Raw genomic sequence first — 12946 nt, 5'->3', positions numbered from 1 at the left:
ATTGTTATGTGACGGCACACGTTGGGTGTCACGTTCGGCTTTATGATCGATTTGTTTATTGAAGAAAAAATTCGTATCGTTCATGAAGAATGAGATGACTCCAACCGGTATGGAATGTTCCCATCCTCGTCAATCAACAGAATGGTAAGATGACCGTCAGGCAACAAAGGCATGCAATGATGAAGGCACAGTCGCAGAAGGGCAGGGAAAAGACGGTCTTTGTCGGAAGCGGAAAGCCGTGTCCATAGTTCGCGTGCAAGGGTCATTTCACAAATGGAGTCAGACGCCTGTGGCGTACATCCCGACTCTCCGGCAACCTGCTCCAGAAAATCTTTGTTCATCACCGTCTTTTTACTGTGCGTATCAAGGAAGCCTTCTGCCAGCTTAACAGTCTTCCCAATCATGATCCCCATCGTCACATTCGGAATATGCAGATCAGCCGCGATTTTCAGCGTCTCGCCGATAAAGTTCCCATAATGTACAAATGCCTGATCAGGCAGCTCAGGATATTCTTTTTTAATAAACCGCTCGCTCTTCCCCCCCGAATTGATGACCAGCCGATCGGGACTGAGCGCACGACAAACCTCAATTTCGCGACGGATCGCCTCAACAAAAGCCTCCGACGAAAAAGGCATCACCACGCCCGATGTTCCGATAATTGAAATCCCGCCGACAACTCCGAGCTTCGGATTAAACGTCCGTGCGGCAAGCGCTTCGCCACCGGGCACGGAGATCGTTACATCGAGACCGCCGTCATATAACGAAGATAACTCATGAATGATCATCTGTCGCGGAGTACGGTTGATGGCTGGTCCGCCCACTTCAAGTCCAAGGCCGGGAAGCGTTACCTTCCCCACGCCTTCGCCCTGCAAAAAGCGGATGCCCTGCTCTTTGCCTAACGCTACCGTCACGCAGATTTTGCAGCCGTTCGTCACGTCAGGGTCGTCGCCCGAATCTTTCACCACAGTTGCCATTGCCGCATCTTTTTCGATCAACGTTTCGGCTACAGGCAACGTCATCTCTTCGTCGTCGGGCAGCGTAAATGTGACGTTTTTCTGTGGCGATCCCGTGAGTAATGCGAGGAGTGCCGCTTTCGCGGCAGCCGTTGCACACGACCCGGTCGTATATCCGCTACGCAACGAAAAAAATCCCGGGACGAAACGCTCGATCTGTTTGCGCAACCCGAAATATCCTGTTACCACAATAAAAGTGGAAGGCAATACCGGGCGTTTGACGGCGTAAATCGGAATATTCATTTTCTTCGCTGCCGCAAACTTCTCCGAAAAGCCGCCTGATTCCCCGCTCTCTTTTGTCAGGACAGCTTGAGGCTTCACCCGATAAAGCAGTGCTTCTTCCTCTCCCGGACGATAAAATACGATATTTTTTCTATCCACTCCCTGTCGTTCGGCAAGCTCAAGCGAACTTTGCTGATCCAACACACGAAAGACGCAATGATATTTCTGCCAGTAAGTTTTCAGTTTCGTAATGGTTTGTACCCCCGTCAACGCCAACAGGAAAGTAATTCCATCGTCTTCAAGCCTTCGCACGGCATCGGCATAACTGTCACACCACACGACTTCGCTGTTACGCGGCGGATAAATCCGTTCATAACGTACCACCGGCAAGGATAAACGAGAGGCTACCTCCGCAACGGTCTGATGCAACAATTCGGCAAAAGGATGAGCGGCATCGACGATAAGCCGTATGCCTTTCTCACGACAGAACGACGTCATCGTGTCGATATCCATCGCTCCGGTGAGACGTATACCATTCTTGCAATCGATCTTTTGATTCGCTTCTTTCGTCGAATAATAATACGGCTGTCCCGTCTCATCGACCGTAGATACAGCTTTCCGTCCTTCGGTTGTACCGCCCAGTATCAGAATCATGATCGGAAGATATGCTTGAAATCGGACGAATAGAGATGTGACAATCCGCTACGGTTATCTATCGCCTCGCCGACAACGAGCAGTGTTGTGAGCGTAAGGTGATTTTCTTTTACGATTCGCGCAAGATCTTTGAGTTGTCCGCGATAAATCCGCTCGTCTTTCCATGTCAGTTTATAACAGGCAGCAACAGGCGTTTCAGGTGGATACGCACGGAGCAGTTCGGCCTGCACCTCATCGACGATGGCCGCACTGAGGTAGATGCACATGGTGCTTTGCGACTGGGCAAGGAGATGCAGCTTTTCTTTTTCGGGCATAGGCGTACGTCCCTGACCACGCGTCAGAATAATCGTCTGTACCTTCTCGGGAATCGTGAACTGCGATTGCAAGGCCGCAGCGGCAGCCTGAAACGACGAAATACCCGGTGTGATATGATAACGCATTCCGTAACGGTCGAAGAAAGCCATCTGCTCTTGAATAGCGCCATAGATACATGGGTCGCCTGTATGCAGACGCACGACGAAAAGCCCCCGGTCGTAAAATTCCTTCATCAGGGCAAACTGTTCCTCAAGGGTCATATCGGCCGAGCTGCGTACCGTCGTGCCGGGTTTGGCATAGAGTGTCAGTTCGCGGGGTACCAGGCTGCCCGCGTACAAAATCAGATCGGCCCTTTCGAGCATACGTTTGCCACGTACCGAGATCAGCTCGGGATCTCCGGGGCCTGCTCCTACGATTTCGATAAAACCGCCACGCAAACTGTCCGCATCCATCGCAACGGCAAACGTGAAATCGCTCTCCGCATTCAGTATTCCTTTCTGTTTCTCCAAGACAAGGGTAGTTCCCTTCGCCGCTTTCTGTGAGACAGCTTCCGAGACACCATAGACACCCGTCGTTTCAAACACTTTCTGCGAGGGGTTCGGCACTTCGATATCCTGCAAATCAACAGCATCATAGATATGTATCTCCGCCTTCCACGCCTCCGCCAGAGCGGCGAACAGCGGTTCGTCTTTCTTCAGCGTGATCGTCGACACGGAACGAATCGCAAGCGGAGAAAGTCCATGTTCTTCCATCACCTTCTCCATATAGGCCGCTACTCCATCGGGACGACTGTTCCTGCGACATCCCATCCCTACATGGAGCACACGCGGACGGAAATAAAGTACCGGTGTCTCGGCGTTATAAATAAACGGGCTGACCGCAATAATCAGCTCGTACTCCTGCGGACGTATATCATGATAGGTGTAGAAAACATCAACATGCTCCGGCAGCGTGCGCTCCAGATACTCCGTGCCGCGGTCTTTGATCTCGAGCAACAAAGCCGTGCGCCGTCCACCTACGAAAAGCGCGATCATACGGTTCATCTCAGCCGGCGACGCCGCCGTTCTCCATCCGTAAGTACGGCCAAGCGTATCGAGCGCCCAGAGATCAGCTCTATCGCTTTGCGTCGTGATCACGGCCTCACCTCCCGTAATCGCTGCGATACGCCGCGTCCAGTCGTTGGCGCCGCCGATATGTCCCGATAACACGGATACGACGAAACGGCCTGCACTGTCGGTACAGATCACGGCCGGATCGGTATATTTATTTTTCAGGCATGTCGCAATACTGCGGACACAAATACCCAGCGCACCGATAAACACAAACGCGCCGAAGTCATGGAAACGATCGGACATGAACCGGTTATAAGAGGAGATGTTCTCACATCCTTCCAACGTATGCGTGGTATAAATGGCGGAGGATGCTCCTAACTCGCGCCGGATCGTCTGAGCCAACGGAAGCCCGGCCTCCGAAACAAGGATAATAGCTATATTTTCTTTCATTCTGCTTTGATTATTTCTATGGGACTATGCGCATCGACCGTCATACAGACCGTTTCTTTCACGTTGCGGCCGATGGTGCGGATTCCTTCTTTAAACATTTCGCGACTGGCAGCGCTCACGGAGTTAAAAACGATGGGACAGCCCGGCGGCAGGCATGCATCAATCTTTCTCAAGATATCGACAAGTCGCCCTCCATGACCTCCGATGAAGACAGCGTCGGGAGTAGGATATTCATGCAATTCAACCTCCATAAAGTCACCGGTGACAGCCGTGATACCCGGCGTACCGAACTTACGACAGTTATCAGACAGTATCCCAACTCCTTCGGGACGTTTCTCGAAAGCCGTAATACGGAGGTGAGGAAATTGCAGTTTGGCCTCGACCGATACCGAGCCCGTACAAAACCCGATGTCCCAGAACGAGTTGCGATGACGCAGGTCGAGCATGCTCAATGTCAGCAACCGGACGGGCATCTTGGTAATCATATTTACCCGACCGTCGAGCAGAAAAAATGCCTTTTCCGACACGCCAAACGGACGTGAACGAACAGCCGTGCGCGACAAGATCAAACAGTTGGGAGCAGCAAATGTACCGTGTACAACATCGGCCGGTTGCATCGTACGGACACGTTCGTCGGCTTCGTTACCTAACCGCTCGCCGATGGCCATGCGGTAATTGTCGTAACCGTATTCGAGCATCCGCGCGGCAATGACCGGAGGCGTCTTCTCACGGTCGGTCAGCACGCCGATAAGCGGACGCCCTTCAATAAGTGCAGCGTCGAAATCATCCCACGGACGACCGGTCAACGACACGACCGACATCTCATTATACGGCATCTCCAACCGGTGTGCCAGCATCTGGAGCGAATTAAAAGAAGGAAAAGTCACTGTCTGTGCATCGGGGAATACGCGTTGCAGGGTATTGGCAAAGCCGAAAAACAGCGGATCGCCCGACGCAAAAACAACAATCTCCTGATGCTCTTCATACTGTAAGAAGACATCGTCGAGAGGTACGGTAATATCAATCCATGTCGCCTCATCGGGAAGCATCGTCCGTACGATTTCGCGATGACGTCGCCCACCCGAAAACACCCGCCCTGAAGCAATGATCCGTTCCACCTCGGCAGGAAAGCGCAGTCGGCGCTCGTCACTGATTCCGATCACATAAAATTTACGCATCGCACTCATTCTTTTCACACGTCGCGACCGGGACGAAGCTGCTCCGCATCGTTAAAGCAAAGCACCGCATTGACAAGCGTCGCCGCAACGTTGCTGCCTCCCTTTCTTCCTTCAATGATAATTTTCGGGATTCCGGCAAACGGCTTGACCATCTGCTTGCTTTCACAGACATGTACAAACCCTACCGGCGCGGCAACGATGCCGCACGGATGCGCCTTGTGCTTACGTATCAGCGAGCATAGCTCCATCAGTGCCGTCGGAGCATTGCCAAAGACAAACAGCGCGTCAGGATGCTCCTCTACAGCCAAACGTATGCCCGCCTGTGTACGGGTGATATGCTTATCGGCAGCAAGCGCCGCGGTACGTTCATCGTTCAAATAACACTTCACCTCGATGCCGAAACGCTGCAAAGCGCCTTTCCGGATGCCCGACGCCACCATCGTCACGTCTGTGACAATGGTTTTCACATGCCCCGAACTCAAGGTCTCATACAGTCTTGCGACAGCCCCCTCATCCATCCACAGGACACGCTCCATATCGAAATCGGCCGTCGTATGAATGGCATGCAGCAAAGCCCATTTGCGATCCAATGCAATATCTTTCCGTTTTAATTCTCCTTCGATGGTGCGGAAACTTTCCATCATAATCTCTTGACCGATACCGACACCTTCCTCATGCTCTTCTTCACGGTAATAACCGCGCGGCGTAATGAATGTCCCATCGCTGACGAACGACTGCGAGTTGCCGATAAGCACGACGGTAAACATATCCGTCTGCTCCGGATCAAAGGCCTGCAAGGTGGTAACGACCACCTCTTCGCCGTCGCGTCCGGCCTGATGTACGAACCCGACAGGTGTCTGTGGTGAACGACTTTGCAGGAATAATTCCTTCAGACGATAGAGTTGCCAGTAACGTCCCTCACTTTTAGGATTATAGACAGCCGTAACGAAATCGGCCTCTGCCGCCGCAACGATACGCCGTTCAATCAACGCCCAGGGCGTCATCAGGTCGGACAGCGAAATGACACAAAAGTCATGTCCTACAGGCGAACCGAGCAGCGCGGCCGCCTTTTGGAAAGCGCTCACGCCGGGTATCACTTCGACAATCACCGCACTACGTCGCTGATGCTTCATTTCGAGTACTAACGGTGCCATACCGTAAATGCCTGCATCGCCGGAACTGATGACACAAACGGTTTTGCCTTCTTCGGCAAGATCAAACGCCTTCTCTGCACGTTCTTTCTCACGTTTCATGCCGCTGTCCACACACGGAACCCCTTCCGATAAATACGGCTTGATATATTGAAAATAGCCATGATAGCCAACAACGACATCGCAACGACGAAGCGCATCGAGCGCCGCCGACGTTATATCACCGGCCGAGCCCGGCCCGATACCGATCACGATGATGCGAGAATGATTCTTTATTTCCATTATTTGTTTTGTAATTCGTAATTTGTAATATTCTTTATTGTTCAGCGCTTTTCCGCTTATACTTAAAGGCCTGCCAGCGCTCTTCGCCGCGTCCGCATGTATGCAATTCATAACGTGCCATTACAAAAAACAAGTCAGACAGCCGGTTGACAAAAGCCATCACCAAAGGAGGTAATGCGTCGGCTTTATGAAGCGTACAAAGACGACGTTCGGCACGTCGGGCAGCCGTACGCGCCAGATGACACAAGGAAGCCACCTCCGTACCGCCCGGCAGAATAAAAAAACTGTTTTCACCCATCGCCTCCGTCATCCGGTCGATCTGCTCTTCACACAACGTGACCATCGTGTCGGGCAAGACATTCGGATTCTGATCCCGTATCGCCGAGGGGGTCGCCACATGCGACATGACAACCATCAATATTCGCTGCACCTCGTAGAGTGTTGCCTGCCATTCATGCGCTTCCGGTAAACGTGTGCGTAACATCCCGATCCACACATTCAGTTCGTCAAGACAGCCGTTCGCTTCGATGCGGATATCATCCTTATCTACCCGCTGACCGCCGTGAATCCCCGTACGTCCTTTGTCGCCTCCCTTCGTATAAATTTTCATTGGTTCTATCTTTTCTTCAAATGAAATTCAGGACAAAGATACACGCTATTTTGTCACCGGACAAAAACGAAATGATCCAAGCCCCCAACAACACGCGACGAAAAAAAAACAATCACGCGACGCCTTTCGGTTTCCATATCATTGTTCAAGAAACAGAGGCTTGTGAAAATAGCCTTTTCGACAAAAATCCACAAGACTTTTGACATTCAGGCATAGCGTAAAACTACAAAAAAGTGCGTATATTTGCCCCACAAACATTATATAATACAATGAAACAGATTCGATATAATACGGTATTCTTTTCCCTCACGAGCGCGGCCATGGGCGTGTCGCTGATTGCATGTAAGGATAAAAAAAGTGCAAACACAGTAAGCGAGAAGCCCATGAATATTCTCTATATCATGTGCGACGACCATTCCTATCAGACCATCAGTGCGTACGACCGCCGTTTTATCGAGACGCCGAACATCGACCGGATTGCGACCGAAGGCGTGCGTTTCACCAACAGCTTTGTAGCCAACTCGCTGAGCGGACCGAGCCGGGCTTGTCTGCTGACAGGCAAGCACAGCCATAAAAACGGCTTCACAGACAATACGAAGACGTTTGACGGAAGCCAGCAGACCTTCCCCAAGCTGTTGCAGCAGGCAGGATACGAGACGGCCGTCGTAGGTAAATGGCATCTCAGCTCCGAGCCTTCGGGATTCGATTACTGGAATATTCTGACCGGACAGGGAGATTACTACAATCCATTCTTTATCGATAATGGTGAAAAGCGGCAAATTGAAGGATATGCCACCAATATCACGACCGATCTGGCCATCGACTGGCTCGACCGGAAAAGAGACAAGAACAGACCGTTTTGTCTGCTTTTACATCACAAGGCGCCACACCGCACCTGGATGCCCGATACGTGCGATCTCGACTGGAAAGAAGACTCCGTATTCCCGCTTCCCGAAACATTCTACGACAAATATGAAGGACGAAAAGCTGCCGAACTGCAAGAGATGAGCATCATCGAAGATATGGACCTCGTCTATGACCTGAAACTGGCCGACAAAGAAAATGAAATCCACTCCCAACCCGGTCTCGAAAAGGCCGGACGCGCAATGTATGAGCGGATGACACCTGCCCAGAAAGTAGCATGGGACAAGCATTACGACCCGATCATCCGGAAATTCAAAGACGATAAACTGACCGGCAAAGCCTTGGCAGAATGGAAATATCAACAATACATGAAAGATTATCTGCGGGTGATTCGTTCGATCGACCGGAACGTCGGTCGTGTCCTCGATTATCTGGAGAAGAACGACTTGCTCGATCGTACGATTATCGTCTATACCTCCGATCAGGGATTCTACATGGGCGAACACGGTTGGTTCGACAAGCGTTTCATGTACGAAGAGTCGTTCCGCACTCCCATGCTCGTACGCTATCCCGGAGGCATCAAAGGAGATATTCCGGAGATGGTGCAGAACATCGACCATGCGGCCACGTTCCTCGAATTGGCGGGTGTTTCCGTTCCAAACGATATTCAGGGCGATTCATACCTGCCGCTCCTCAAGGGAGAACATCCCGACAATTGGCGTACCTCGCTCTATTATCACTTCTACGAATATCCGGCCGAGCATGCCGTAAGACGACATTTTGGAGTGCGGACAGAGCGTTACAAACTGATTCGTTTCTATAACGACATCGACTGCTGGGAACTGTACGACCTGCAAAACGATCCGACAGAGATGCATAACCTCTACGGACAGGAAGGCACCGAAGAAATAACAAAGCAATTGAAAGAAGAACTTCTGCGTCTGCAAGTCAAATACGACGACCCGATACGCGAGTCGCTGAAATGAATGAGGTGGAAAAATGTCCATAAAATATAATATCTTCGCGGGCGGAATGGGAAAAAGAAAAATCATCTTACGGATATTGTTGGTGTTGATCGTTCTGATTGGCCTGGCAAGCGCGGTCGCTTACTTTGTATTGCGTCCGGAGAAGGAATGGATGGCGTTTTATGTGGTCTGTTGCGGAGGAGTATTGATCGTTAATTTGATTCTGATGATGATTTTTGTCGCTAAAAATATCCGGAAATAAAAAATGCTGGTATGACGAAACGTGTAATTTGCGCTTTGGCGTTTGTTTGTGTGACGACGCTTTGCTGCACATCCTGCTCTGACCAGAAACAAGATGCGTGGCAGTTGGTATGGGAAGAAAACTTCGACGGCGATACGTTCGACTCGTCGTGCTGGAGTAAAATTCCGCGCGGAAAATCGGACTGGAATAACTACATGAGCGATTTCGACTCGTGCTATCACGTGGGCAGCGGACTGCTTACGCTGCGGGGACTGAACAATTACAGCCTGCCCGAAGATACGGCTCGATTCCTCACTGGCGGACTGTATACGAAAGATAAGGTCGGCTTCTCTCACGGACGACTCGAAATCCATGCCAAGCTCGGAAACGCCACAGGCGCGTGGCCGGCTTTCTGGCTTCTTCCGTTCGACGGGACGCAATGGCCGGACGGTGGCGAAATCGATATCATGGAGCGACTCAATGATGAAAATATCGCCTATCAGACTGTCCATTCATACTATACGCACGTACTCAAGGAAAAAAATCCGCCACAAGGAGCAACCGGCACCATTCGCCCCGACGATTTCAATACGTACGCCGTCGAACTGTATCCCGACAGCGTTTCGTTCTATATCAATAACCGTCATACGTTTACCTATCCCCGCATCGAAACGGATAAACAGGGACAGTTTCCGTTCAACCGCGAGTTTTACCTGCTGCTCGATATGCAGCTGGGCGGACGATGGGTAGGGCGTGTCGAACCGGCTCATCTGCCGGTCGAGATGCAAATCGATTGGGTGCGCTTTTATCAAAAACAAAAATAAACAATGAAAACGATTATCAGACACGGGCTGCTGGGCGCAGCCCTTTTGCTTTGTGCCGCATTACATGCACAAAACGTGCAGTTTCATTACGATTTCGGACGCGCGGCATACGACCGGTTAGGCGACCGGCCGCTCTGGACGACGACCGTCGAGATGTTTAAACCCGATAAATGGGGTAGTACGTTTTTCTTTGTCGATATGGACTATAAATCGGACGGTGTGGCTTCGGCCTATTGGGAAATCAGCCGCGAACTGAAATTCTGGGAAGGCCCGCTCTCGGCTCATCTCGAATATAACGGCGGACTGCCGTACGTCAAAAACGCCTATTTGTCCGGCGTCACATACAGCCATGACAACGCAGGATTCACACGAGGATTTACGCTCTCGGCCCTGTATAAATACATCCAGAAAGCCAACAAGCCGAATAACTTCCAGCTGACGGCCACATGGTATCTCCATTTTGCCGACGGGAAATGCAGTTTTACGGGGTTTGCCGACTGGTGGCGCGAACCGAGTGCGGTGGGCGACTTCGTGTTCCTGAGCGAACCGCAGTTCTGGGTCAACCTGAACCGGTTTAAAGGAGTGGATGACAAGTTCAATCTCAGCCTTGGCAGTGAGGTGAAAGTGAACTATGATTTTGCCGGGCGCGACGGGCTCTACGTGATCCCGACATTGGCTATGAAATGGAGCTTCTGACCGTAACGAAATAATATTTTACAGCTATGAATTTATCCAAACTTTTCGGGTTCGATCCCCGGACCATGAACGTCAAAACAGAGATACTCGCGGGAATCACTACATTCCTGACCATGGCCTATATTCTGGCCGTGAATCCGAATATCCTCGGATCGGTAGGGATGGACAAAGGCGCTGTCTTTACCACAACCGCCATCGTGGCCGTGCTGGCTACGCTCGTCATGGCGCTTTATGCCAAAATGCCATTTGCGTTGGCGCCCGGCATGGGACTGAACGCTTTCTTCGCTTACACGGTCTGCATGACCATGGGCTACAGCTGGCAGTTTGCCCTCGCGGCTGTCTTTATCGAAGGATTGATTTTTATTCTTCTGACGGTAACGAACCTTCGCGATATCATCGTCAATGCCATCCCCGCCTCGCTCCGTAATGCCATCGGACCGGGAATCGGACTGTATATCGCTTTCATCGGATTGAAAAACGGCGGCGTGATTGTGCATAGCGACGCGACGTTCGTGACGTTGGGCACCATCACCCACGGAGCCGGTCTTCTCTCGGTCATCGGGATCGTGCTGACCAGCGTGCTGCTCATTCTCAATGTGCGCGGCGCCTTGCTGCTCGGTATCCTCGGTACCACCCTGATCGGCATCCCCATGGGGCTGACCACATACGGTGGCGTGACCGGCATTCCGCCCTCCATTGCTCCGATCGCCTTTCAGTTCGACTTTTCTCAGCTCTTTACGATCGATATGCTGATCGTCATCTTTACGTTCCTCTTTATTGACATGTTCGATACGATCGGTACACTGGTGGGCGTATCGACGAAGGCCGGTATGATTAAAGACGGTAAGGTGCCCCGCCTCCAGAAAGCTTTTATGGCCGATGCACTCGGTACTACTTTCGGTGCGGTGCTGGGTTCGAGCACGGTAACGACCTACGTCGAAAGCGCCTCGGGTGTGGCGCAGGGAGGACGTTCCGGACTGACGGCTTTCACTACGGCTATCTGCTTTGCCATGGCCTTGCTCTTCGCACCGATTTTTCTGGCTATCCCCGGAGCGGCAACTTGCCCCGTGCTCGTCATCGTTGGACTGTTTATGCTCAGCCCCATCAAAGACATCGATTTCGACGACTATTCCGAATCTATTCCCGCGTTTATCTGTCTTATCCTCATGCCGCTCACGTATAGCATCTCGGACGGAATCCTGATCGGTGTCATCAGCTACGTGCTGCTGAATCTGCTCGGCCGGAAATACCGGAAACTGACCCCGGCCATGTACGTGCTGGCAGTGCTGTTTGTGCTGAAGTATATTTTTATTTGAGTCGCTCTCCTGAGAAGCTAATCGGGCTTCAGATAACACCATACCGGGTAATGGTCTGAGAGCTTGACCCGATCGACGGTCGCCCGGTAAGCCGTCATATTGGGCGAATGTAAGATATGATCGATGCGGAACCAAAACATGTTTCCGTTATAGCTTATCCCCACGCCCTTCCCCGATTCGACGTAGGCATCCCGCAGCTGGCCTTGTATCCTCCTGCGGGCATACGAGATCGGCGTGTCGTTGAAATCGCCACACACGATGAGGTAATCGCCTTGCAACGCTTCGATTTCATCGGCGATGATATCGGCCTGCTCCGCCCGAATGCGGAAAGCCTCTCCCATCTTTTGCCGTAAAGATCCTCGGATATTGTCGAATGTACCCGTATTGGCGTTGCGGATAAATTCGGAATATTTCGAACGGTCTTCGACCGTAAACTTGAACGACTCTAAGTGATTGTTCACCACAATCACTTTCTTGCCTTTCACATTGAGTTCATGCACGGCCGACCCGTTGAACGAACTGTCATAACGTATCTTTCGCGAATTGCGTATCGGATATTTCGAATAAATGGCCAGCCCCGTTGTATAACGCGGATAATGAACGAGCGGTACATGAAAATGGTAAGGGTACATGCTCAGCACCCTGGCAATCTTGTTCTCAGTCAGAAGATCGGTATGTCCTTCTAAATATTCCTGCATACAGACAATATCCGCACCCGAATCGGCAATATACTGAATGATCGGATTAGGCTGTCCAGGGGTGTGGTCTTTATATCCGAAACACATGACATTATACGTTAAGACCTTGATCATCTCTTCACGAGGGGGTTGCTCCACCCGTAAATGAAACGGTAGGTATTGCCTGATCGGTTTCCAGCAGATCAGAAAAGAGCATAAGACAACGAAGGTATGGTTCCATTTGTGCATGATGGCCCAAAGAAGCAAAAAACCGACATTCAGAAACAGAAAAAGAGGAAAAGCCAGTCCCAGATAAGCAAAAAGCAGATGATCGGCAGGCGATACGATATCGGAAAAGGCCGATATGAGAAGCAGAAACATAACGACACCGTTGAGGACGGCAAGAATGCGATGTATCCATCGGAATGCTTTCATT

Annotated in this window: 11 protein-coding genes; 5 read left to right on the top strand and 6 right to left on the bottom strand. The window is 51.2% G+C overall.

Features of this window, described 5'->3' with window-relative positions; genetic code table 11:
- Positions 1-80 precede the first annotated feature (80 nt).
- Genes cbiD through Tanf_RS06910 form a run of 5 tightly spaced genes read right to left on the bottom strand, consistent with a single transcriptional unit; the run spans position 81 to position 6927 of the window.
- A complete protein-coding gene (gene cbiD, locus Tanf_RS06930) occupies positions 81-1889 on the bottom strand; it encodes a cobalt-precorrin-5B (C(1))-methyltransferase CbiD (RefSeq protein WP_046825349.1) in 1809 nt (602 codons plus the stop codon).
- The gene (cobM, locus tag Tanf_RS06925) at positions 1886-3706 is read right to left on the bottom strand and encodes a precorrin-4 C(11)-methyltransferase (RefSeq protein ID WP_046825348.1); all 1821 of its coding nucleotides are present in this window, start codon (positions 3704-3706) and stop codon (positions 1886-1888) included. Before cobM ends, cbiD begins: the two co-directional genes overlap by 4 nt.
- Positions 3703-4884 carry a bifunctional cobalt-precorrin-7 (C(5))-methyltransferase/cobalt-precorrin-6B (C(15))-methyltransferase gene (locus tag Tanf_RS06920; RefSeq protein WP_046825415.1) on the bottom strand — a complete coding sequence of 394 codons (1182 nt, stop codon included), beginning with the start codon at positions 4882-4884 and terminating at the stop codon, positions 3703-3705. Before Tanf_RS06920 ends, cobM begins: the two co-directional genes overlap by 4 nt.
- Positions 4885-4898: 14 nt before the next feature.
- Positions 4899-6317, bottom strand: a complete 1419-nt coding sequence (cobJ, locus tag Tanf_RS06915; protein WP_014225903.1) for a precorrin-3B C(17)-methyltransferase — start codon at positions 6315-6317, stop codon at positions 4899-4901.
- A 34-nt stretch (positions 6318-6351) separates the two neighbouring features.
- A complete protein-coding gene (locus Tanf_RS06910; protein ID WP_046825347.1) occupies positions 6352-6927 on the bottom strand; it encodes a cob(I)yrinic acid a,c-diamide adenosyltransferase in 576 nt (191 codons plus the stop codon).
- A gap of 269 nt (positions 6928-7196) precedes the next feature.
- Between Tanf_RS06910 and Tanf_RS06900 the strand changes: the two genes are divergently transcribed.
- The 5 genes from Tanf_RS06900 to Tanf_RS06880 are packed head-to-tail and all read left to right on the top strand — an operon-like array spanning position 7197 to position 11833.
- Positions 7197-8777, top strand: a complete 1581-nt coding sequence (locus Tanf_RS06900) for a sulfatase family protein (protein ID WP_046825345.1) — start codon at positions 7197-7199, stop codon at positions 8775-8777.
- Between the two features lie 13 nt (positions 8778-8790).
- Positions 8791-9018: a hypothetical protein gene (locus tag Tanf_RS06895; RefSeq protein WP_052449038.1), complete on the top strand. Its 228-nt coding sequence runs from the start codon at positions 8791-8793 to the stop codon at positions 9016-9018.
- A gap of 11 nt (positions 9019-9029) precedes the next feature.
- Positions 9030-9821, top strand: a complete 792-nt coding sequence (locus Tanf_RS06890; protein WP_046825343.1) for a glycoside hydrolase family 16 protein — start codon at positions 9030-9032, stop codon at positions 9819-9821.
- A 3-nt stretch (positions 9822-9824) separates the two neighbouring features.
- Entirely contained in the window at positions 9825-10517 is a 693-nt protein-coding gene (locus Tanf_RS06885) for a nucleoside-specific channel-forming Tsx family protein (RefSeq protein ID WP_014225897.1), read from the top strand.
- Between the two features lie 26 nt (positions 10518-10543).
- Complete coding sequence (locus Tanf_RS06880) at positions 10544-11833, top strand: NCS2 family permease (protein WP_014225896.1); 1290 nt, start codon at positions 10544-10546, stop codon at positions 11831-11833.
- A gap of 17 nt (positions 11834-11850) precedes the next feature.
- Here Tanf_RS06880 and Tanf_RS06875 read toward each other — a convergent pair whose 3' ends face one another.
- Positions 11851-12945, bottom strand: a complete 1095-nt coding sequence (locus Tanf_RS06875) for an endonuclease/exonuclease/phosphatase family protein (RefSeq protein WP_014225895.1) — start codon at positions 12943-12945, stop codon at positions 11851-11853.
- Between the last annotated feature and the right edge of the window lies 1 nt (position 12946).

This window comes from Tannerella forsythia (assembly GCF_001006485.1).
GTDB classification, from domain to species: Bacteria; Bacteroidota; Bacteroidia; order Bacteroidales; family Tannerellaceae; genus Tannerella; species Tannerella forsythia.
The sequence above is the reverse complement of the archived record's forward strand: the minus strand, read 5'-3'. Positions and strand labels throughout refer to the sequence as shown.